The 22705-nt window shown below is 59.8% G+C and carries 21 protein-coding genes and 1 pseudogene; 12 read left to right on the top strand and 10 right to left on the bottom strand.

Features of this window, described 5'->3' with window-relative positions:
- Window positions 1-28 precede the first annotated feature (28 nt).
- The gene (locus tag QRN31_RS10265) at window positions 29-940 is read right to left on the bottom strand and encodes a LysR family transcriptional regulator (protein ID WP_285431816.1); all 912 of its coding nucleotides are present in this window, start codon (window positions 938-940) and stop codon (window positions 29-31) included.
- A gap of 176 nt (window positions 941-1116) precedes the next feature.
- Here QRN31_RS10265 and amaB point away from each other — a divergent pair, with 176 nt between their 5' ends.
- The 8 genes from amaB to QRN31_RS10305 all read left to right on the top strand — a co-directional run bounded on the left by amaB (window position 1117) and on the right by QRN31_RS10305 (window position 11014).
- Window positions 1117-2607 carry an L-piperidine-6-carboxylate dehydrogenase gene (gene amaB, locus QRN31_RS10270; RefSeq protein WP_285431818.1) on the top strand — a complete coding sequence of 497 codons (1491 nt, stop codon included), beginning with the start codon at window positions 1117-1119 and terminating at the stop codon, window positions 2605-2607.
- Window positions 2608-2760: 153 nt separating this feature from the next.
- Window positions 2761-4044 carry an L-pipecolate oxidase gene (gene amaA / locus QRN31_RS10275; RefSeq protein ID WP_259155593.1) on the top strand — a complete coding sequence of 428 codons (1284 nt, stop codon included), beginning with the start codon at window positions 2761-2763 and terminating at the stop codon, window positions 4042-4044.
- 365 nt (window positions 4045-4409) lie between these two features.
- Window positions 4410-5543, top strand: coding sequence for an ABC transporter substrate-binding protein (locus QRN31_RS10280; protein WP_285431821.1), 1134 nt, complete (start codon window positions 4410-4412; stop codon window positions 5541-5543).
- A gap of 166 nt (window positions 5544-5709) precedes the next feature.
- Entirely contained in the window at window positions 5710-6624 is a 915-nt protein-coding gene (locus QRN31_RS10285) for an ABC transporter permease subunit (RefSeq protein WP_027921961.1), read from the top strand.
- A 3-nt stretch (window positions 6625-6627) separates the two neighbouring features.
- On the top strand, window positions 6628-7911 hold the full coding sequence (gene livM / locus QRN31_RS10290; RefSeq protein ID WP_285431823.1) for a high-affinity branched-chain amino acid ABC transporter permease LivM: 1284 nt from the start codon (window positions 6628-6630) through the stop codon (window positions 7909-7911).
- Complete coding sequence (locus QRN31_RS10295) at window positions 7908-8783, top strand: ABC transporter ATP-binding protein (RefSeq protein WP_222589553.1); 876 nt, start codon at window positions 7908-7910, stop codon at window positions 8781-8783. The genes livM and QRN31_RS10295 overlap by 4 nt, the downstream gene beginning before the upstream one ends.
- A complete protein-coding gene (locus QRN31_RS10300; protein ID WP_285431824.1) occupies window positions 8780-9496 on the top strand; it encodes an ABC transporter ATP-binding protein in 717 nt (238 codons plus the stop codon). Before QRN31_RS10295 ends, QRN31_RS10300 begins: the two co-directional genes overlap by 4 nt.
- 750 nt (window positions 9497-10246) lie before the next feature.
- Entirely contained in the window at window positions 10247-11014 is a 768-nt protein-coding gene (locus QRN31_RS10305) for an SDR family oxidoreductase (RefSeq protein ID WP_222589555.1), read from the top strand.
- 92 nt (window positions 11015-11106) lie between these two features.
- Here the strand turns inward: QRN31_RS10305 and QRN31_RS10310 are convergent, their stop codons facing one another.
- From QRN31_RS10310 to QRN31_RS10340, 7 genes are all read right to left on the bottom strand, one after another.
- Window positions 11107-12234 (bottom strand): AGE family epimerase/isomerase, encoded by a 1128-nt coding sequence (locus QRN31_RS10310; RefSeq protein WP_285431825.1) that lies wholly within the window; start codon window positions 12232-12234, stop codon window positions 11107-11109.
- Between the two features lie 173 nt (window positions 12235-12407).
- A complete protein-coding gene (locus tag QRN31_RS10315) occupies window positions 12408-12980 on the bottom strand; it encodes a HupE/UreJ family protein (RefSeq protein WP_285431826.1) in 573 nt (190 codons plus the stop codon).
- Between the two features lie 29 nt (window positions 12981-13009).
- The gene (gene ureG / locus QRN31_RS10320; RefSeq protein WP_007947546.1) at window positions 13010-13624 is read right to left on the bottom strand and encodes an urease accessory protein UreG; all 615 of its coding nucleotides are present in this window, start codon (window positions 13622-13624) and stop codon (window positions 13010-13012) included.
- Between the two features lie 23 nt (window positions 13625-13647).
- Entirely contained in the window at window positions 13648-14322 is a 675-nt protein-coding gene (locus QRN31_RS10325) for an urease accessory protein UreF (protein WP_285431827.1), read from the bottom strand.
- Window positions 14319-14819: an urease accessory protein UreE gene (ureE, locus tag QRN31_RS10330; protein WP_222589559.1), complete on the bottom strand. Its 501-nt coding sequence runs from the start codon at window positions 14817-14819 to the stop codon at window positions 14319-14321. The genes QRN31_RS10325 and ureE overlap by 4 nt, the downstream gene beginning before the upstream one ends.
- 202 nt (window positions 14820-15021) lie before the next feature.
- A complete protein-coding gene (locus QRN31_RS10335) occupies window positions 15022-15654 on the bottom strand; it encodes a TetR family transcriptional regulator (RefSeq protein ID WP_010464134.1) in 633 nt (210 codons plus the stop codon).
- A gap of 170 nt (window positions 15655-15824) precedes the next feature.
- Window positions 15825-16379, bottom strand: coding sequence for a hypothetical protein (locus QRN31_RS10340; protein WP_285431828.1), 555 nt, complete (start codon window positions 16377-16379; stop codon window positions 15825-15827).
- 385 nt (window positions 16380-16764) lie between these two features.
- On the opposite strand from QRN31_RS10340, the gene QRN31_RS10345 reads away from it, so the two are divergent.
- Window positions 16765-18840, top strand: coding sequence for an AsmA family protein (locus QRN31_RS10345; RefSeq protein WP_285431829.1), 2076 nt, complete (start codon window positions 16765-16767; stop codon window positions 18838-18840).
- Between the two features lie 112 nt (window positions 18841-18952).
- On the opposite strand, the gene QRN31_RS10350 is transcribed toward QRN31_RS10345, so the two are convergent.
- Window positions 18953-19483, bottom strand: a complete 531-nt coding sequence (locus tag QRN31_RS10350; protein WP_285431830.1) for a ferritin-like domain-containing protein — start codon at window positions 19481-19483, stop codon at window positions 18953-18955.
- Window positions 19484-19623: 140 nt separating this feature from the next.
- Here QRN31_RS10350 and QRN31_RS10355 point away from each other — a divergent pair.
- Window positions 19624-19791, top strand: a pseudogene (locus tag QRN31_RS10355) (DMT family transporter); the annotation flags it as partial.
- A gap of 109 nt (window positions 19792-19900) precedes the next feature.
- A complete protein-coding gene (locus QRN31_RS10360; protein WP_285431831.1) occupies window positions 19901-20791 on the top strand; it encodes an esterase/lipase family protein in 891 nt (296 codons plus the stop codon).
- An 87-nt stretch (window positions 20792-20878) separates the two neighbouring features.
- Here the strand turns inward: QRN31_RS10360 and QRN31_RS10365 are convergent, their stop codons facing one another.
- Window positions 20879-21766 (bottom strand): DMT family transporter, encoded by an 888-nt coding sequence (locus QRN31_RS10365; protein WP_285431832.1) that lies wholly within the window; start codon window positions 21764-21766, stop codon window positions 20879-20881.
- Window positions 21767-21862: 96 nt separating this feature from the next.
- Between QRN31_RS10365 and QRN31_RS10370 the strand changes: the two genes are divergently transcribed.
- Window positions 21863-22657: an AraC family transcriptional regulator gene (locus tag QRN31_RS10370; protein ID WP_285431833.1), complete on the top strand. Its 795-nt coding sequence runs from the start codon at window positions 21863-21865 to the stop codon at window positions 22655-22657.
- Window positions 22658-22705 lie beyond the last annotated feature (48 nt).

The following is a 22705-nucleotide window of genomic DNA, read 5'->3' on the forward strand; positions in this document are numbered from 1 at the left end:
CCCGGTTAAAGGGGGGGCGCGGATGGGCTCAGTGCTGCGATGCGTCCGGGCTATCAATCTGCTCCAGCATCCACTTCACGAAGTCCCGAACCTTGGGCACTTCCGCCGAATGCTCCGGGTACGCCAGGTAATAGGCATCGGTGCTGGGCATTGCGTGCTGCCAGGGTATGACCAGTTTGCCATCGGCCAATTCCTCTTCCACCAGAAACCTCGGCAACAGCGCGACGCCGCAGCCGACTTGCGCGGCGCGGATGCACATGTAGAAGGTTTCGAAGCGTGGGCCGTGGTAGCTGTGTTCGGTGTGGTAGCCCTGACTGTCGAACCAGTCGTGCCAGGCCTGGGGCCGGGAGGCGTTTTGCAGCAGGACCAGGTCGGTGAGCTGCGTGGGATCGGTGAACGGCGTATCTGGCATGCTGCCCGGCGCGCAGACCGGCACCAGCTCTTCGCCGAAGAGCTTCAGGCATTCGGTGCCGGGGCGTGAGCCCTGGCCGAAGTAGAACGCAAGGTCGCTGCGACCTTGCAGCAAGTCGTCGGCCTCCTGTTCGCTGCACAGGTCCAGATGGATCGAGGGATGACGCAGGCGCCAGCCTTTCAAGCGTGGCACCAGCCAGCGCGCGCCGAAGGTCGGGGGTGTTGAAACGCGCAAGACTTCGGTTTCGCCGCCGTAGGAACGCAGGTAATGGGTCGACATCTCGACCTGAGTGAGGATTTTTCGCACCTCCACCAGGTACAAATCACCAGCGGGCGTCATTTGCAGGCGTCGGCGCACCCGACGGAACAGCAAGTGCTGCAGCAGCTCTTCAAGTTGCGCCACCTGTTTGCTGACAGCGCTTTGGGTCAGGTTCAGCTCTTCGGCGGCCCGGGTGAAGCTCAAATGCCGGGTGACGGCCTCGAAACACTGGAGGGCAGTGATCGACGGCAGGTAGCGTTTATTCAGCATGGACGGTCCTTTTTCTTGTTTCTTTTACTACCAGCAAATTCAAAGCATGAATAAACGGAATGATATCTCTCTTAAAGGTCGTTTGTTGGGTAACCTCGGGCGAGCTAAAACTACAGGTCTGATCAGTCGTGAAATTACGGCTGCACGTTTTCTGTTTTTTGCTTGAGGAGTGACCCATGGTTGCCGCATTGCTTGATCGTCTTGGTGTGAACCCGGCCCTGTACCAGAACGGCAAAGTGCCGGTGCATTCGCCGATCGATGGCAGCCAGATCGCCGCCGTGAACTGGGAAGGTGCTGCCGAAGTGGAGCAGCACATCAGTCGTGCAGATCATGCGTTCGAATTGTGGCGCAAGGTCCCGGCCCCGCGCCGTGGCGAACTGGTGCGTCAACTGGGCGATATCCTGCGTGAATACAAGGCTGACCTTGGCGAGCTGGTGTCCTGGGAAGCGGGCAAGATCACTCAGGAAGGCCTGGGCGAAGTTCAGGAAATGATCGACATCTGCGACTTCGCGGTCGGTCTGTCCCGTCAGTTGTACGGCTTGACCATCGCCTCCGAGCGTCCTGGCCACCACATGCGCGAAACCTGGCACCCGCTGGGCGTCGTCGGCGTGATCAGCGCCTTCAACTTCCCGGTCGCCGTCTGGGCCTGGAACACCACGCTGGCGCTGGTGTGCGGCAACCCGGTGATCTGGAAACCGTCGGAGAAAACCCCGCTGACCGCGCTGGCCTGCCAGGCACTGTTCGACCGCGTACTGAAGAACTTCAGCGACGCTCCGCCACACTTGAGCCAAGTGATCATCGGCGGTCGCGATGCCGGCGAAGCCTTGGTCGATGACCCGCGTGTCGCGCTGATCAGCGCCACCGGCAGCACCCGCATGGGCCGTGAAGTGGCGCCGAAAATCGCCGCACGTTTCGCCCGCAGCATCCTCGAACTGGGTGGCAACAACGCGATGATCCTCGGCCCAAGCGCCGACCTGGACATGGCCGTTCGCGCCATCCTGTTCAGCGCCGTCGGCACCGCCGGTCAACGCTGCACCACGCTGCGTCGCCTGATTGCTCACGAATCGGTGAAAGAAGAAATCGTCACCCGCCTGAAAGCCGCGTACTCCAAAGTGCGCATCGGCCATCCGCTGGAAGGCAATCTGATCGGGCCGCTGATCGACAAAAACAGTTTCGAAAACATGCAGGACGCGCTGGAGCAGGCCTTGAGCGAAGGCGGCCGGGTGTTCGGCGGTAAACGCCAACTGGAAGATAAATTCCCGAACGCTTACTACGTCTCGCCGGCCATCGTTGAAATGCCGGAACAGAGCGATGTGGTCTGCCACGAAACGTTCGCGCCGATTCTGTACGTGATCGGCTACAAGGATTTCGACGAAGCGCTGCGCCTGAACAACGCCGTACCGCAAGGCCTGTCCTCGTGCATCTTCACCACTGACGTGCGTGAAGCCGAGCAGTTCATGTCGGCGGTGGGCAGCGACTGCGGCATCGCCAACGTCAACATCGGCCCGAGCGGCGCGGAAATCGGTGGCGCATTTGGTGGAGAGAAAGAAACAGGCGGTGGTCGTGAATCGGGCTCCGATGCATGGCGCGGCTACATGCGCCGCCAGACTAACACCGTGAACTACTCGCTGGAGTTGCCGTTGGCTCAGGGCATTACGTTCGACTAAGTATTGAGTCAAACGGTGATTCCTGTGGGAGCGAGCCTGCTCGCGATAGCGGTTTGTCAGTCACATGGATGTTGGATGTGACGACGCTATCGCGAGCAGGCTCGCTCCCACACTTGAATGGTGTGTTGGTTAGGTTTCTGTTGGAGTCTGGCAATGCCGTTACGCGAAGAGTGTCTGTGGGAAAAACTGACGCCGCAAAGGCCTGACAATGCGGCGCTCAAGGGCGAAGTTAAGGTCGATGTCTGCGTCATCGGCGCCGGTTTCACCGGTCTGTCGGCGGCGGTGCATTTGCTGGAACAAGGCAAGACAGTGTGTGTGCTGGAAGCCCATCGCGCCGGTCATGGCGGTTCGGGTCGCAATGTCGGGCTGGTCAACGCCGGTATGTGGATTCCACCGGACGAGATCGAAGCCGGGTTCGGCGAAGCGGTCGGCAGTCAGCTCAACCGCATGCTGGGGGCTGCACCCTCCCTGGTGTTCAGCCTGGTCGACAAATACAACATCGATTGCCAGTTACGCCGAGAAGGCACGCTGCACATGGCGCATAACGCCCGTGGCGAAGCCGATCTGCGCAGTCGTGAACAACAATGGAAACGTCGTGGTGCCCCGGTCGAACTGCTGACCGGGCAAGCCTGTGAGCAAGCGACGGGAACCAAAAAAATTGCTGCGGCACTGCTTGATCGGCGTGCGGGCACGATCAACCCGATGGCATATACGACCGGACTGGCCAAAGCGGCCATCGGCCTCGGCGGCCAGCTGTTCGATCATTCTGCAGTCACCCGGCTCGAACGTCAGGGTCAGCGCTGGTCGGTGCAAACTGCGCAGGGTTCGGTGCTCGCCGAGCAAGTGGTCATCGCCTCCAACGCCTACACCGAGGGCGACTGGACCGAGCTTCGACGTAATTTCTTCCCCGGTTATTACTACCAAGTGGCCTCGGTCCCGCTGACCGAAGAGGCTGCGCAGCAGATTCTGCCCGGCGGCCAGGGTTCCTGGGACACTCGGCAGGTCCTCAGCAGTATCCGTCGTGATAAGGACGGTCGATTGCTGTTGGGTAGCCTGGGTAATGGCAATCAGAAACCGACCTGGTTCCTCAAGGCCTGGGCCGACCGGGTTCAGCAGCACTACTTTCCGTACCTCAAACCTGTGGAGTGGGAGTGCACGTGGACCGGTTGCATTGCATTTACCCCTGATCACTTGATGCGTTTGTTCGAACCGGCGCCCGGTTTAGTGGCAGTCACTGGCTATAACGGTCGGGGTGTGACGACGGGGACGGTGGTCGGCAAGGCATTTGCCGACTATCTGTGTAACGGAAATCCTCAGGCGCTGCCGATTCCTTTCGCCCCCATGCAGCCGTTGGCAGGGGTGGGTTTGCGCAGCTGTTTGTACGAAGCCGGGTTCTCGCTGTATCACGCAGGCCAGTGCTTGCGGATCGTTATTTGATTGTTGAAATTTGTTGCTGAAAGCGGCGCTTTTTCGCGCAGCGACTAGCCTGTAAAAGGTGCGGGTTGTAGCAGTCCCGCACCAGCAGTGTGCACTTCGGTGACGCACGTTGTTACAGGCTGGTTGCACGTCGTTTGACGCCGCGGTTGCAATGATGGCGCGCACGGGTTGCGCCGTTAAAAATAAATGGTTTCACCTTCCGCGGTTTAGACGGTTGCACGCCCAATGAAAATGGGATCGAAACAGTCGAAATAACAATAAAGCAGCGACTTTTCTCAGAATAAAAAACCGATGGCACGGCCCTTGCTCTGAGCATTCAGTGAAGTCGCAGTGCCAACTAAAAAAAAACCTTGGAGCACCACCTCATGTCCCAGACGTTTTACAAGAAAGGCTTTCTGGCCCTCGCAGTGGCAACTGCTTTGGGTGTTTCTGCGTTTGCACAGGCTGATGTGAAAATCGGTGTGGCGGGTCCGATGACAGGTGCCAACGCGGCATTTGGCGAGCAGTACATGAAGGGTGCACAGGCTGCAGCCGACGCAGTGAACGCGGCGGGCGGCGTCAACGGGGAAAAAATCGTACTGGTGAAGGGCGATGACGCCTGCGAACCGAAACAGGCTGTGACGGTCGCCAAGGACCTGACCAACCAGAAAGTCGCCGGCGTAGTCGGTCACTTCTGCTCCTCGTCGACCATCCCGGCCTCCGAGATCTACGACGAAGCGGGCATCATCGCAATCACCCCAGGTTCTACCAACCCACAAGTGACCGAACGCGGCCTGAGCGCCATGTTCCGTATGTGCGGGCGTGACGACCAGCAAGGCATCGTCGCTGGCGACTACATCGTCGACGTGCTCAAGGGCAAGAAAGTCGCCGTACTGCACGACAAGGACACCTACGGCCAAGGCCTGGCAGACGCCACCAAGGCTCAGTTGATCAAGCGCGGCGTAACGCCGGTGCTGTATGAAGGCCTGACCCGTGGCGAGAAAGACTTCAGCGCCGTGGTCACCAAGATCCGTGCGGCCGGTGCCGACGTGGTCTACTTCGGCGGCTTGCACCCAGAAGCCGGTCCACTGGTTAAACAACTGCGTACCGAAGGCCTCAAAGACGTGAAATTCATGTCCGATGACGGCATCGTGACCGACGAACTGGTGACCACCGCTGGCGGCCCGCAATACGTTGACGGCGTGCTGATGACCTTCGGCGCCGACCCGCGCCTGCTGCCAGACAGCAAGACGGTGGTGGACGACTTCCGCAAAAAAGGCACCGAGCCTGAAGGCTACACCCTGTATGCCTACGCTTCTGTCCAGACCCTGGCCGCAGCTTTCAATGGTGCTAAATCCAACAAGGGTGAAGACGCTGCCAAATGGCTGAAAGCACACCCGGTCAAAACCGTCATGGGCGAGAAGACCTGGGACAGCAAGGGCGACCTGAAAGTCTCCGACTACGTGGTTTACCAGTGGGACAAGGACGGCAAATACCACCAGCTGGAAAAACAGAAGTGATATGAGCTGATGCCCGGCGCCTTGTGCGCCGGGCAATCAAAGAACATGTCCGTGCAGTACCTGTCTTTTCTCGTAGAGCTGCACACAACCGTGTTGCGTCGGCGGCTGAACCCCGGTCCGTAGCAACCCGCTTCTGTGCAGTCTCTCAAATGCGTGAGATTGCGTTATGGATGGTATTTTCCTGCAGCAACTGGTCAACGGCCTGACCCTCGGGTCGGTCTATGGCCTGATCGCCATCGGCTACACAATGGTCTATGGCATCATCGGCATGATCAACTTCGCCCATGGCGAGGTTTACATGATCTCTGCGTACCTCGCGGCGATCAGTCTGGCTCTGCTGGCATACTTCGGTATTGAATCCTTCCCTCTGCTGATGCTCGGCACACTGGTCTTCACCATCGTCGTCACGGCGGTGTATGGCTGGGTCATCGAGCGTGTCGCCTACAAACCGCTGCGTAACTCCACACGACTGGCACCGCTGATCAGCGCCATCGGTATTTCCCTGATTCTGCAAAACTATGCACAGATCGCCCAGGGCGCCCGCCAACAAGGCGTGCCAACACTGTTGACCGGTGCATGGCGAGTTGAAGTCGGGACCGGCTTCGTCCAGCTCACCTACACCAAGATCTTCATCCTGGTCGCTGCGTTCGTCGGTATGGGCCTGCTGACCTATGTCATCAAGTACACCAAGCTCGGCCGCATGTGCCGCGCGACCCAACAAGACCGCAAGATGGCCTCGATCCTGGGGATCAACACCGATCGCGTGATTTCCTACGTGTTCATCATCGGTGCAGCGATGGCGGCCCTGGCCGGCGTACTGATCACCATGAACTACGGCACGTTCGACTTCTACGCAGGCTTCGTCATCGGGATCAAGGCGTTCACCGCGGCGGTACTCGGCGGGATCGGCTCGCTGCCTGGCGCGATGCTCGGCGGGATCATCCTCGGGATTTCCGAGTCGCTGTTCTCGGGCCTGGTGAACTCGGACTACAAAGACGTGTTCAGCTTCTCGCTGCTCGTTCTCGTTCTGGTCTTTCGGCCTCAAGGCCTGCTCGGCCGTCCTCTTGTGTCGAAGGTGTAAGCGATGTCTTCAACCACTAAAAAAACCATTGATATCAAAAGAAGCCTGGTTGACGCGATTCTTGCCGGCCTTGTAGCGCTCATTGTGTTCGGTCCGATTGTCGGCGTGGTCCTCGACGGCTACGGCTTCAACCTGGAACCGAAGCGAGTGGCGTGGATTGTCGCCATAGTCATGGCGGGCCGCTTTGCCCTGAGCCTGTTCCTGCAAACGCCCAAGGGCCTGAGAATCCTTGAAGGCTTTGAAACCACAGGCTCCGGGGTTCATGTACTGCCACCTGATTACAAATCCCGTTTGCGCTGGGTCGTGCCGCTGGTGATTTTGATCGCCGTGGTGTTCCCGTTTTTCTCCAACTCCTACTTGCTGGGCGTGGTCATCCTCGGGCTGATCTATGTGCTGTTGGGCCTGGGCCTGAACATCGTGGTCGGCCTGGCCGGCCTGCTCGACCTCGGTTACGTGGCGTTCTATGCCATCGGTGCCTATGGACTGGCGCTCGGTTACCAATACCTCGGCCTGGGCTTCTGGACGGTGCTGCCACTGGCGGCCATCACGGCGGGGCTGGCTGGCTGCATCCTTGGCTTCCCGGTGCTGCGACTGCACGGTGACTACCTGGCGATCGTGACCCTGGGCTTCGGTGAAATCATCCGGCTGATCCTCAACAACTGGCTCTCCCTGACGGGCGGTCCGAACGGCATGCCGGCACCGCTGCCGACGTTCTTCGGCCTTGAGTTCGGCAAACGAGCGAAGGATGGTGGCATACCGTTTCATGAGTTCTTCGGCATCGCCTACAACCCTGATGTGAAGTACTACTTCATCTATGCGGTGTTGTTCCTGGTCGTGCTGGCTGTGCTGTACATCAAGCATCGCTTGACCCGCATGCCAGTCGGTCGCGCCTGGGAAGCCTTGCGTGAAGACGAAATCGCTTGCCGCTCGATGGGCCTGAACCACGTACTGGTCAAGCTCTCGGCGTTCACCATCGGGGCATCGACCGCCGGTTTGGCCGGTGTGTTCTTCGCCACCTATCAAGGCTTCGTCAACCCGACCTCGTTCACCTTCTTCGAATCCGCCCTGATCCTCGCCATCGTGGTACTTGGCGGCATGGGTTCGACCATTGGCGTGGTGATTGCGGCATTCGTGCTGACCGTTGCCCCGGAACTGCTGCGTGGCTTCGCGGAATATCGCGTGTTGCTGTTCGGCGTGCTGATGGTGTTGATGATGATCTGGCGACCGCGCGGCCTGATTCGGATCAGCCGTACCGGTGTGACCCCGCGTAAAGGAGTAGCGCCATGAGCGAAGTCGTACTCTCGGTCGAGAAGCTGATGATGCACTTCGGCGGCATCAAGGCGTTGAGTGATGTCAGCCTGAAAGTCCACCGCAACTCGATCTTTGCCCTGATCGGCCCCAACGGTGCCGGCAAAACCACGGTGTTCAACTGCCTGACGGGGTTCTACAAGGCCTCCGGCGGCAAGATCGAACTCAATGTGCGTGGTGAACGGACCAACGTCATCCAGTTGCTGGGCGAGTCGTTCAAGCCGATCGATTTCGTTTCGCCGAAATCCTTCGCCACCCGCCTGTTTTACAAAATGTTCGGCGGCACCCACCTGGTCAACCGCGCCGGCCTGGCGCGGACTTTCCAGAACATTCGCCTGTTCAAGGAAATGTCGGTGCTGGAAAACCTGCTGGTGGCCCAACACATGTGGGTCAACCGCAACATGCTGTCCGGCATCCTCAACACCAAGGCCTATCGCAAGGCCGAAAGCGATGCGCTGGACCATGCCTTCTACTGGCTGGAAGTGGTCGACCTGGTGGATTGCGCCAACCGTCTGGCCGGTGAACTGTCCTACGGGCAACAACGCCGTCTGGAAATCGCCCGGGCCATGTGCACCCGGCCGCAGATCATCTGCCTCGACGAACCGGCTGCCGGTCTCAACCCTCAGGAAACCGAAGCGCTGAGCGCGATGATCCGTCTGCTGCGCGACGAGCACGATCTGACCGTGGTGCTGATCGAACACGACATGGGCATGGTAATGAGCATTTCCGACCACATCGTGGTGCTGGACCACGGCATCGTCATCGCCGAGGGCGGGCCTGATGCGATCCGTAATGATCCGAAAGTGATTGCGGCCTACCTGGGCGCGGATGAAGAGGAAGTGGTGTTATGAGTCAGCCGATCCTCGAACTCAAGGACCTGGACGTGTTCTACGGGCCGATCCAGGCCCTGAAGAATGTCTCGCTGCACATCAATGAAGGTGAAACCGTCAGCCTGATCGGCTCCAACGGTGCCGGTAAATCGACCCTGCTGATGTCGATCTTCGGCCAGCCCCGGGCGGCTGACGGGCAGATCATCTATCAGGGTGTGGATATCACGCACAAGTCGTCCCACTACATCGCGTCCAACGGCATTGCACAATCGCCTGAAGGCCGACGTGTTTTCCCCGACATGACGGTCGAGGAAAACCTGCTGATGGGCACCATCCCGATTGGCGACAAGTACGCCAAGGAAGACATGCAACGCATGTTCATGTTGTTTCCGCGACTCGAAGAGCGGCGCAACCAACGTGCAATGACCATGTCTGGCGGCGAGCAGCAAATGCTCGCCATCGCTCGTGCGTTGATGAGCCGGCCGAAACTGCTGTTGCTCGACGAGCCGAGCCTGGGGCTGGCGCCGATTGTGGTGAAACAGATCTTCGCGACATTGCGGGAGCTGGCCAAAACCGGCATGACCATCTTCTTGGTCGAGCAGAACGCCAACCACGCGCTCAAGCTGTCGGACCGCGCGTACGTGATGGTCAACGGCGAGATCCGCATCACGGGCACCGGTAAGGAGCTGCTGGTGAATGAGGAGGTGCGTAACGCTTATCTCGGCGGTCATTGATTCTGCGCTGAAATATCCACAGCCCCGACGAGCAATCGCCGGGGCTTTTTTTATCTCTGGCAAACAACACGAATACCTGTGGGCGTGAGCTTTCCGGAAATTGTGGAAAACAATATTCACAAGCTCTCAAAGCGCGACATAAAGCCGCTGCAAATAGTTGTTTTGTCAGGGTTTTGACTTGTCCCCGTTTGCTGTGGAGCTGGCTGTGAATAACGTGGGAGTAGCTGTCTGGAAGCCTTTGAATCCGTGGCTTGCAGCGATGTGGTTGTTTTTTGATCAGGCGTTTTTACTGGAGTCTGACTCGGCTTTGTCAACCTTTTTATTGGCCTCGTAAATGGCTCGGAAACAGCGCGAGATGCCTGTGGATAAGTCTGTGGTTAAACTCTGGAAAGACTCGGCTGAGGGCCGTAGTTGCTGGCTTGGCGCCATCGCCGCTTTTACCGCCAATCGTGCAAATTGCCTTGGGGGTACACAGCAGACCGTTCAGGGTCAAGCAAAAAAATTTCCAAATTGCCCGCAAAGCCTTGTGGATAGCGGCTTCCAGCTTTTCGACTTGCCCCCGGAAACTGTGGACCGGCCTGTGGATAACGTGCGCGTACATGGCTGCAAGCCACGGCGGACACGGCGTAGCCATGATTGGTTATTTTTCATACAACAATACGAAGGTTGCCCGTAGAAGCCGGGCCGGGCATGCTGCCAGCTGATTTTCTATTCCAATGGCTGCCGATCAGCCGAAGCAAGGAGAACACGATGTCCAACACCCTGTTTATTACCGGCGCGACCTCCGGTTTTGGTGAAGCCTGTGCCCGTCGTTTTGCCGAGGCGGGTTGGAAGCTGGTGCTGACAGGTCGTCGTGAAGAGCGCCTCAATGCCCTGTGCGCCGAATTGTCGAAGCAGACAGAAGTGCATGGCCTGGTGCTCGACGTGCGTGATCGCAAGGCGATGGAGGAGGCGATTGCCAACCTGCCGCCATCCTTTGCCAAGCTGCGCGGGCTGATCAACAACGCCGGCCTGGCGCTGGGTGTTGATCCGGCGCCCAAGTGCGACCTCGACGATTGGGACACCATGGTCGACACCAACATCAAAGGCCTGATGTACAGCACTCGTCTGCTGTTGCCGCGCCTGATCGCCCACGGTCGCGGCGCAGGTATCGTCAACCTTGGTTCCATCGCCGGTAACTACCCGTACCCGGGCAGCCACGTGTATGGCGCGAGCAAGGCGTTCGTAAAACAGTTCTCTTTGAACCTGCGCTGCGACTTGCAGGGCACTGGCGTGCGGGTCAGCAATATTGAGCCGGGCCTGTGCGAAAGCGAGTTCTCGCTGGTGCGTTTTGCCGGTGACCAGGAGCGTTACAACGCGACCTACGCCGGTGCCGAGCCGATCCAGCCGCAGGACATCGCCGAGACCATTTTCTGGGTGCTCAATGCACCGGCGCACATCAACATCAATAGCCTGGAATTGATGCCGGTAAGCCAGACGTGGGCTGGTTTTTCGATTGAGCGTAATGCCAAGTCTTAAGACCGCGTAACGGCCTTCGCGGGCAAGCCCGCTCCCACAGGTTCAGCGCAATCCCTGTGGGAGCGAGCTTGCTCGCGATGGCGATCGGTCAGTCAACCGAGATAGTCAACCAGCCCTTGATAGCAGGTCGCCAAGTGATAAGGCGTGGTCGATGGCATGTCCTTGCGACTCACCTCGCCATTCTCATCCCGACACTCATGCCAGCCGGCCGAATGCAAAAAGCGCTGCTGCAACGCCTTTAACTGGCGCAGCACCGAGGCTTCGCTGTTCGGGCGCAAGGTCAGCGCGCGCAGGTATTCAGCCTGGGCCCAGATGCGTTGGGTCGCATCCTTCGCGTAGCCGTCCAGATCAAGCATGGCCACTACCGCACCCGTCTGTGGATCAACGCCCTGTTGTTCGGTGAGCGCAAACGCACGGTCCAGCGAGGTGTGCAGTCTGGAGCCGCGCAGCAACGGCGAAGACTCCAGCAGGAAATACCATTCGAACTGATGCCCCGGTTCAAACCAGTTATCCACAGCGCCCAGCGGTTTCTCCATCAACACACCCTGTTGCGGGTCGATGAAGCGCTTTTGCATGGCTGTGCATAACTCGACGAGTGCCCGCTGCGCGGCGATGTCCTCACGCACCGACAGGGTCGCGAGGAAGGCTTCAGCCAAGTGCATCAGTGGATTTTGCAGAGGGCCGGACGCAAGCGACGACCAGTCACGGTCGAGGGTGGCTTCGTACAGGCCGTCGCCTGTCGCGAAGCGCTGGCCGATGACTTCCAGTGCCGCGTTGAGCACCGACTCCACCAGTGGCTCGCGCACCTTGGCCCAGTAGTGGGCGCAGGCGAACAGGATGAAAGCGTGGGTATAGAGGTCTTTGCGCAGATCCAGCGGCGCACCTTGGGGATCGATGCTGTAGAACCAGCCACCGTGTTCGGCGTCATGGAAATGCTGTTGCAAGGAGCGGAACAGCGCTGCGGCGTGCGCTTCGGCGGCCGGCACCTCGCCGATCAGGCTGGAAAAAAGGTACAGCTGTCGCGCGCAGGCCATGGCCCGATAGCGTTGGGGAGGCAGCGGTTGATGCCCGGCGTCCAGCGCTTCATAGGGCAGCGCCATGTCCGCATTCCAGCCGGGGCCTTGCCAGAGCGGCACGATCACTTCCTGGAAATGCTGTTGCACAGAAGCAAACAGAGCGGTCAATTCAGGCGCGGAGGCGGAGCGGGAAACAGGCGGCATTGGCTGGCGTCGTCACGGCAGGGTTAATTGCGCGACATGTTAGCAGGCCTGAGGGATGCGGTGTCTGTCAGGCCGCCATCGCGGGCAAGCGCGCTCCCATATTGGACCGCTGTACGCAGGACAATTGTGGGAGCGGGCTTGCCCGCGATGGGGCTTGTTCAGGCGCTAGAGAATCAGCCCGCCAGCAACCAGACCCCGGTCGCCGCCGAAGCCGCGCCCGCCAATCGAACCAGCGGAGCCGCCGCTTGCGGCAACACACGCACCACTGCGTAACCCGCGGCATGCAATGCCGCCGTCGCAGCCACAAACCCTGCGGCATAGGCCCAAGGGCTCGACATCTCCGGCAGTTCCAGGCCATGGGCCACACCGTGGAACAGCGCAAACAATGCTGTCGCCGCCACCGCCACACTCAATGGCGGACGCACCGCCAACGCGACCGCCAGGCCCAGCGCCAGCACCGACGCCGCAATCGCGCTTTCCAGCGCCGGCAGGTTGAGCCCTTCAAACCCGAGCAAGCCGCCCATCAGCATAGTGCCGACGAATGTGCAGGGCAGCGCCCAGCGCGCCGCGCCTTTTTGCTGCGCCGCCCACAGACCGACGGCAACCATTGCCAGCAAGTGATCAAGGCCGCCGATCGGGTGGCTGATGCCCGCGATCAAACCGTTATCGCCGTGGCCAGGATGGGCGAAGGCGATGGCTGGGGTCAGCAGCAGGGCGAGGGCGCCCAGAATACGTTTGAGTGTCATGAATAAGCTTCCTTGTTGATAAGTTGCGATCAGGCTGCGGTCAGCAAACCCTGGCGTTCGATGAACGCAATGATTTCTTCCAGGCCGAGGCCGGTCTTCTGGTTGCTGAAGACAAACGGCTTGCCGTTGCGCATGCGCTTGGTGTCGCTGTCCATCATCTCAAGCGAGGCGCCCACCAACGGCGCGAGGTCGACTTTGTTGATGACCAGCAAATCGGATTTGCAGATGCCGGGGCCGCCCTTGCGCGGCAACTTGTCGCCGGCCGAGACGTCGATCACGTAGATGGTCAGGTCGGACAGTTCAGGGCTGAAGGTGGCCGAGAGGTTGTCGCCACCGGACTCGACCAGAATCAGGTCCAGCCCCGGGAAGCGACGGTTCAGTTGATCTACGGCTTCAAGGTTGATCGAGGCGTCCTCGCGGATTGCGGTGTGCGGGCAGCCTCCGGTTTCCACGCCGATGATGCGTTCTGGCGCCAGGGCTTCGTTGCGCACCAGAAAATCGGCGTCTTCGCGGGTATAGATGTCGTTGGTGACGACGGCGAGGTTGTAGCGCTCGCGCAGGGCCAGGCACAGCGCCAGAGTCAGGGCTGTTTTACCGGAGCCGACCGGGCCGCCGATGCCGACACGCAGGGGTTGTGTGTTCATGTGGTTCTCCAAATTGAAAGGCCCTAGGACCGGAACAGACGGCTGTATTGGCGCTCATGGGCCATGCACGCCAGGGACAGGCCGAAAGCAGCGCTGCCGTAGTGTTCGGGGTTGATTCGGGTAGCGTCTTGCTGGGCTTGTTGCAGCAATGGCAGCAATTCACTGGTCAGGCGTTGCGCGGCTTGCTGGCCCAGCGGCAGGGTTTTCATCAACACCGCCAGTTGGTTTTCCAGCCAGCTCCAGAGCCACGCCGCCAAGGCGTCTTGCGGACTGATGTTCCAAGCGCGAGCGGCCAGCGCCCAGCCGAGGGCCAGGTGAGGCTCGGGACGTTGATCGAGAAAGGCGCGGGCCGGGCCATCGAGTTCCGGCAACCCGTTGAGCAACTGCTGCAGGGAATAGCCCATTTGCCGACTTTCCTGATGCAGTTCACGGGTTTCCCGGCTGGCGCGATGTTCTTCGCAGCGTTGCAGCAACTCGCCCCAGTTTTCTTCCGCGGCGGCGGTGCAATGGGCAAGCAGCAGCGGCGCTTCGAAACGGGCGAGGTTGAGCAGCAGTTGATCGCGGATCCAGCGACGTGCGCTGGCCGCATCGTTCACCCGGCCGTTATCCACCGCCATTTCCAGGCCTTGGGAATAGCTGTAGCCGCCAATCGGCAGCTGCGGGCTGGCCAGACGCAGCAGCGCCCAGGCTGGGTTCATGAACGTACGCCGAACTGGTGCAGTTTCGGCGGGTAGTTGAAGTCTTCGTCGCCATGGCGGGAATGGTGATGGCCGCCGCCATAGGCGCCGTGTTCCGGCTGGAACGGGGCTTCGATGTTCTCGACCTTGGCCTCGAGTTGTTCGAGCATGGCTTTGAGCACGTAATCGTCGAGCAGCCGCAACCAGCCATCGCCGACTTGCAAGGCCACGTGGCGATTGCCCAGGTGATAGGCAGCGCGAGTCAATTCGAAGGCATTGGCGCAAGTGACGTGCAGCAGTTGTTCGGGGCGGGCGCAGACGCGCACGACGCGCCCGTCTTCGGCTTGCAGGCATTCACCGTCATACAGCGGTGGCTGACCGCGCTCCAAAAACAACCCGACGTCTTCGCCCTCGGCACTGAAACAGCGCAAACGGCTTTTGCTCCGGGCTTCGAAGTTCAGGTGCAACTCGGCGGCCCAGACGGGTTGAGGGTCGATTCTGCGATGAATCACCAGCATCGGAAGGCTTCCAGCAATTGACAATACTCAGGCTAGAGCAAGGGGCTTGCCAATCGGGTGATACGTAGGAAATACCTGTCGGAGCGTAGCGGGTGTTTCAGGATGTTGCGGAATTGTGAGCCAGAACGGTGCGAGGATTTTTTGGCGGCACCAAATTGATGCCTTGTGGGGTTTTTGTGGGGGCGAGCCTGTTCCCAAAGGTCTACTCGGTGCTGCCGAGGCCTTGCCAATGTTTGAGGCCGATGAAGATGAAGCGCAACTGCTGAGTGATTTTTGCCTGTGGCGTCAGGTGTTCCGGCAACGCCTCGGCCGGCGGATCGATGATGTCCGGCAGGGTTGCAAACACACTTTTAACAATCAGATCCGCCATGACACTGAGGCCGGCGATGTCCAGGTGCTGCAGTTTTGGCATCAAGGACAGGTCTGCGGCCAGGTCGGAGCTGATGTCTTCGCGCAAACGTCCAATGGCCTGACGCACCGGTAGTGAGCCACCGTATTGTTCGCGGGCCAGAAACAGGAACTGCGATCGATTGGCCGAGACCACGTCGAGGAAGATTCGTACCGAAGCGTCGATGATGCCGCCCATGACGAATTCGTTATGGCGCACCAGGCGAATGGTTTCACGGAAGGTCTGGCCGACTTCGCTCACCAGCACCAGGCCCAGTTCGTCCATATCGGCGAAATGCCGGTAGAAACCGGTGGGCACGATCCCGGCGGTTTTCGCCACTTCGCGCAGGCTCAGGCTGCCGAATCCGCGGCCACATTCCATCAGGTGACGGGCAGCGTCCATCAAGGCGTTGCGGGTTTGTTGTTTCTGTTCGGCGCGGGGCAGCATCGCAAAGGTGTTTTCTGGACAGGACAGCGACGCACTCTAGCAAATCGGCTTCGGTGGCGTCGAACGACTATCGGGGGCAACCATCAGAGGATCAGGCGGGGAAACGCTGCTTCTGTAAAAGTCAAAAGCCCAATCCGGTGATTGGGCTTTTTTTCAGGGCCGCCATGGGCTTAGCTCAAAGCGCTGTTGCGTTCGATTACACGGTCACCACCACCTTCGGCGAGGGTTTGGCCTTGTGGGGTGCGATCGGAACCGTCGGCAGCCAGGGTTTGGCCTTGTGGAGTGCGATCGGAACCGTCAGCAGCCAGGGTTTGGCCTTGTGGAGTGCGATCGGAACCGTCGGCAGCCAGGGTTTGGCCTTGTGGAGTGCGATCGGAACCGTCAGCAGCCAGGGTTTGACCTTGTGGCGTGCGATCGGAGCCGTCAGCAGCCAGGGTTTGACCTTGTGGCGTGCGATCGGAACCATCAGCAGCCAGGGTTTGGCCTTGTGGAGTGCGATCAGAACCGTCTTGAGTGATCAGGCCTTTTTCTTTCAGTCGATCGTTACCGCCTTCAGCCAGGGTCTGACCTTGTGGAGTGCGCTCGGAACCATCGGCAGCGACGGTTTGGCTGAATACTGAGTAGCTGGTTTTGGCTTGTGGAGTAGCTTGGTCAGCCGCTGGCAGGGCAAAAGCGGTGCTGGCTAGCAGTGAAAGGGAAAGGCTAAGCAGTAATTGGCGTTTCATGATGGGTTGCTCCTTGGGAGGGCGATAAAGTGGGTACGAGTGCAATGCTACTCTCGATAAGTCGATATAAAAGTTCATAAACGCAATGGTAATAATCAACGGAATTGATTGTTCCACTGGGGGGCTCTAGAACGGGCGTTTCCGACGACCGTTTTTGCACTGAGGTGGGTATTTTCGACTCACCCGTGCCGCACGAAAGTGCGGGGCGGTAACGCTGGATTCGGGCGCAGTCTCTCCCTGGCCGATTATTTGAGGATTAATCGTCTTTTCTGTTAAACCTGCGGGCCGTTTTTCAGTCGTAGATTCCATGGCAGGCCGGTTGTGGCCTAACGTTTCACCTATGCGTCGCAGTCAGGGCGCTCAGTCGTATCAGGAGCCCTGTGCAATGACGCGCACTCGTAAAATAGTTGCCTGGACCTTCGCCAGCCTGGTTGTGTTGCTGGCGGTATTGGTTCTGATCATCGTGTTCTTCGATTGGAACCGGATCAAACCGTCCCTTAATGCCAAGGTGTCCGAAGAACTGCATCGTCCGTTCGCCATCAACGGCAACCTGGCGGTGGTCTGGCGTCGTGAGCTCGACGAGAGCGGTTGGCGGTCCTGGGTGCCATGGCCGCATGTGGTGGCCGAAGACCTGAGCCTGGGTAACCCCGACTGGTCGAAGAAACCGCAGATGGTCACGCTCAAACGCGTCGAACTGCGCATTTCGCCCCTGGCACTGCTGGCGCAGCGGGTGGTGATCCCGCGCATTGACCTGACCGAACCCAACGCGGACCTGCAGCGTCTAGCCGACGGACGTGCCAACTGGACGTTCAAATTCGACCCCAAAGACCCGAACGCCGCACCTTCAAACTGGGTGGTGGACATCGGTGCCATCGGTTTCGACAAAGGTCACGTCACCCTCGACGACCAAAATCTCAAGACTCAGCTCGACTTGATCATTGATCCGCTGGGCAAACCCATTCCGTTCAGCGATATCGTCGGCGACAAAGCCGCGAAAGCCGCGCTGGAAAAGGGTGCTGCGCCGCAGGACTACGCGTTTGCCCTCAAGGTCAAAGGCCAGTACCACGACCAGAAACTCGCGGGCGAAGGCAAGATCGGCGGATTGCTGGCGTTGCAAGACGCCGCCAGGCCGTTCCCCCTTCAGGCCCAGGTGAAAATTGCCGACACCAGCATCGAACTGGCCGGCACGCTGACCGACCCCCTGAACCTCGGTGCCCTGGACCTGCGCCTCAAACTGGCCGGTGCCAGCCTGGGCACGCTCTACCCGCTGACCGGCGTAACCCTGCCGGCTACGCCGCCGTACGAGACCGACGGGCATTTGATTGCCAAGCTGCATGACGCGGGTGGCGCGGTGTTCCGTTATGAAGAGTTCAACGGCAAGATCGGTGGCAGCGACATTCATGGCAGCCTGGCCTATGTCGCCAGCCAGCCGCGACCCAAGCTCAGTGGCTCGTTGCTGTCCAATCAACTGCTGTTCGCCGACCTTGCGCCGCTGATCGGCGCCGATTCCAACGCCAAGCAAAAAGCCCGGGGTGGCGAAAGCAAGCAGCCGGCGGACAAGGTGTTGCCAGTCGAAGAGTTCAAGACCGAGCGCTGGCGCGACATGGACGCCGACGTCGAATTCACCGGCAAGCGCATCGTCCACAGCGAAAAGCTGCCGTTCAACGATCTCTACACCCACTTGGTGCTCACCGACGGTGTCCTCAGCCTCGAACCCCTGCGTTTCGGCGTGGCGGGAGGCACCCTCGACGCGCAGATTCGCCTTAATGGCCGCACCGATCCCTTGGAAGGCCGGGCCAAACTCACCGCGCGCAAGTTCAAGCTCAAGCAGCTGTTCCCCACCTTCGAGCCGATGAAAACCAGCTTCGGCGAACTCAATGGCGATGCCGACATCACCGGTCGTGGCAATTCGGTGGCCAAGCTGCTGGGCAGCGCCAACGGCAACCTGAAGATGCTGATCAACGATGGCGCCATCAGCCGTGAACTGATGGAACTGGCGGGGCTCAACGTCGGCAACTACGTGGTGGGCAAGATCTTTGGCGACAAGGAAGTGAAGATCAATTGCGCGGCGTCCGACTTCGACATCAAGAGCGGGTTGGCGACCACGCGGTTGTTTGTGTTCGATACCGAGAACGCGATCATCTATATCGACGGCACAGCGAACATGGCCACAGAGCAACTGGACCTGATCATTACCCCGGAATCCAAGGGCTGGCGATTGATTTCACTGCGCTCGCCGCTGTATGTGCGGGGCAAGTTCATCAAGCCCGATGCCGGTGTGAAGGCGGTGCCGCTGATGTTGCGCGGGGCGGGGATGGTGGCGCTGGGCGTGATTGCGGCACCGGCGGCCGGGTTGTTGGCGTTGGTGGCGCCCAGTGGCGGCGAGCCGAACCAGTGCGCGCCGTTGCTGGAGCAGATGAAGGCGGGCAAGGCGCCTGTGACCGTTAAGCCGACCAAGTAACTATTCGGTGTCTGTCATGACGCCATCGCGAGCAGCCTCGCTCCCACAATTGAACTGTGTTTACAGAACCAATGTGGGAGCGAGCCTGCTCGCGATGGCGATCTGACAGGCGCTACAGATCTTTCAGTATGTCGGCCATGTCATCGGCATGCTCTTCTTCCTGAGCCAGGATGTCTTCGAAGATGCGCCGGGTGGTCGGGTCTTTTTCGCCAATGTACTGAATGATCTCGCGGTAGCTGTCGATGGCGATGCGTTCGGCCACCAAATCCTCGTACACCATTTCCTTGAGTGAATTGCCGGCCACGTATTGCGCGTGGGAGTTTTTCGACAACAGGTCAGGGTTGAACTCAGGCTCGCCACCCAGTTGCACGATGCGTTCGGCCAGGCGGTCGGCGTGCTCGGCTTCCTGCGTGGCGTGCTCGAGGAACTCATCGGCGGCAACGTGGGCTTTCAGGCCGTTGGCCATGAAGTAGTGGCGCTTGTAGCGCAACACGCAGACCAGTTCGGTGGCCAGCGATTCATTGAGCAGGCGCAGGACTTCTTCGCGGTCGGCGCTGTAGCTTTCGGTCACTGCGCCATTCTCGACGTTCTTGCGGGCACGTTCGCGAAGCGTGGTTACATCAGACAAATGCATGTCGCTCATCTCGTTCTCCTGGAGGCTAATCAGGTTTGCGTCACCGTCTAGAGAAGTGATCGCTACGTAGGTGTGAGTGACAGGCGCTGAGAAAAGTTTTATGCAGTTTGGCAATCGCAAGCCGTGACCGAGACGATCACGCCAGTGCCAGCCTGGCCATGCGCGAGTTGCCAGTGAGCATTGCCTATCCGATCTGGACCGCTATCGGCTCACTGGGCACGGTGTTTCTGGGTTGTGCGCTGCTGGGCGAAAGCCTCACGGCGCTCAAGCTGGTGTCGGTGAGGCTGATCGTGGCGGGCGTGATGGGGCTGAAGTGAGGCGGGATGTCATAGACTGGTCGTCGAGTTGTCATCTCCGGTGACGATGCTTGGCTGACGTCTTGCATCGCGCCTTGCCTTATCTCTCCGATCACAAGGACGTTCGCCCATGTCGCAAGGTTCCGCCACGCGCTACCCGTTGGTGTTGGTCCCGGGGATGCTCGGATTCATCCGCCTGGTGTTCTATCCGTATTGGTACGGGATCATTTCGGCATTGCGCCGGGGCGGGGCGACGGTGTTTGCGGTGCAGGTCTCGCCGCTCAATTCCAGCGAGGTGCGTGGCGAGCAGTTGCTGGCGCGGATCGAGGAGATCCTGCGCGAGACCGGGGCTGAAAAGGTCAACCTGATCGGTCATAGCCAAGGCTCGCTGACCGCGCGTTACGCGGCGGCCAAACGCCCGGATCGCGTGGCCTCCGTGACCTCGGTGGCCGGGCCGAATCATGGCTCCGAGCTTGCCGATTACCTGGAAAAACACTACCCGGAAAACAGCCTCAGGGGGCGCGTGCTCAGCGTCTTGCTGCGCTGGGTCGGTGCATTGATGAGCCTGCTGGATACCGGTTATCGCGGGCCGAAACTGCCTGTGGATATCCCGGCTTCGCATCAGGCACTGACCAGCAAGGGCGTGGCGCTGTTCAACCAGCGTTATCCGCAGGGACTGCCTGAAAACTGGGGCGGGCAGGGGCCGGAGGAGGTCAACGGCGTGCGCTATTACTCGTGGTCGGGGACGTTGCAACCAGGCAAGACCGATCGCGGCGGTAACCTGTTCGACGGCACAAATCGCAGTTGTCGATTGTTTGCCAGAACTTTTGTGCGCGAAACCGGGCATTGCGACGGGATGGTCGGGCGTTACAGCTCGCACTTGGGGACTGTGATTGGCGATGAATATCCGCTGGATCACTTCGACATCGTCAACCAGTCGCTGGGACTGGTGGGCAAAGGGGCTGATCCGGTGCGGTTGTTTGTCGAGCACGCGGCCCGGCTGAAAGCGGCAGGGGTCTAGACCGAGTCATCGTTCATCGCTAGCAGGCTCGCTCCCACAGTTGAGCGCATTCCCTGTGGGAGTGAGCCTGCTCGCGATAGCGTCAGGTCAGGCAACGCAAATCTTGCGGCCCAGCACGGTGGTCCAACGCTCCGACAGTATCACCCCACCCAACGTCAACACCCCGCCCACCAAGTGATACAGCGCCAGTTGCTCATGCAGCACCAGCGCCGCAATCAGCGCGGTGATCAACGGCAGCAGATTGAAAAACAGCGTGGTCCGGCTTGGCCCCAGGCGCACCACGGCCTGCATCCACGCCAACGGCGCGATCATCGAGGCCAGCAGGCAGGCATAGAGCACCAGCGGAATGTTCTGCAGTGTCAGGCCGGTCTTCGGTGAAACAATAAACAGCGGAAACAACACCACCACCGCCACCAGCACCTGCAAATACAGCAATACCAGCGGCGGCAGGCGCAACTGCCATTTTTTCAGCAGCGTGCTGTAGATCGCGTAGGCCAGGGTGGCGATCAGCATCATTGCATCGCCCAGGTTTATCCCGTGTTCGAGCAATACGCCGAGGCTGCCGGACGACACCACCACCAGCACGCCGGCAAACGACAACACCGCGCCGGCCAGCGCACCCGCTGTCAAGCGCTGGCCAAGGCTGACAATTGCCATGGCCAGCGACATCAACGGCATCAGCGACAGGATGATCCCCATGTTGGTGGCCGACGTCAGGCTCGCGGCGAAGTACGCCAGGCTCTGATAGACCGCCATGCCAAGCACGCCAAGGATGAAGATCTTGCCCAGGTTCGGCCGAATCAACGGCCAATGGGCGATCACCGGTTTGAGCATGAACGGCGTGAACAGCAACCCGGCCAGCAGCCAGCGATAGAAACCGATCTCGGCGGGGAAGATCGCCCCGGCCGACATTTTGGTGATTACGGTATTGCCGGCCCAGATGAAAATGGCCAGCAGGGGATAAGCGTATTGCATCAGAGAAAACCAGAACGTTAATGAGGGGCAATTATCCCTTGTCTGGATGCAAGCCTATACTTCGATCCAGACAACCTGCCCCTGATGACGGACAGCATGAACAGTAAACACATCGACCTGCTGGATTTCAGCGAATTGCCAGCGCCGGTCTATTTTCGCTACGCCGATTTCGATGCGCACCGTTTTGCCTCGGCGCACCGGCATCCGTGGGGCACGCTGGAGTATTCGGCCCACGGCGTGCTGCACATGGAAATCGGCGGCAGCCGTTTCATGTCGCCGCCGCAATACGCGGTGTGGGTGCCGCCACAGACCGAGCACAGTTTCTACAGCAACCAGCCGATCAACTATCGCGCCGTCTGCCTGGATCCGCTGTTGTGTCACGATCTGCCGCCACAGGCCTGCACCCTGGCGATCAGCGACATTCTCAAGGCGATCCTCAAGGACTTCGCCGCCCGCGACGTGAAGGTTCCCGAGCGCGAGGCGGACAAACGCCTGGCCCAGGTGCTGGTGGATCAGCTGCAGCAAGCGCCCATCCACGAGTGTTATTTGCCCTACGCCAGCAGTTCGGGATTGCTCGGAATACTCGAAGCCTTGCAGGCCGAGCCTGGCGATAACCGACCCTTGGCAGACTGGGCGGCGCTCATTCATGTCAGCGAGCGCACCCTGGCGCGGCAATGTGTTCGCGAACTGGGCATGAGTTTTGGCGAGTGGCGGCAACGATTACGTTTTCTGGCGGCCATCGAAGCGCTGGACAGTCAACGCAGCATTCAGGAGATCGCCTTCGACATGGGCTACAGCACCGGCTCGGCGTTTATCGCCATGTTTCAGCGTCAGGCCGGCTGCACACCTGAGCAGTATCGACGCAGCCACCTTGAAAGCAGGAAGGTGTAACAGGGGTTGTCTACACTCCTGAATGAGGCCGCACCCCTCGGTGCGGCA

The sequence above is a fragment of the Pseudomonas sp. fls2-241-R2A-110 genome, assembly GCF_030209165.1.
Lineage (GTDB): Bacteria > Pseudomonadota > Gammaproteobacteria > Pseudomonadales > Pseudomonadaceae > Aquipseudomonas.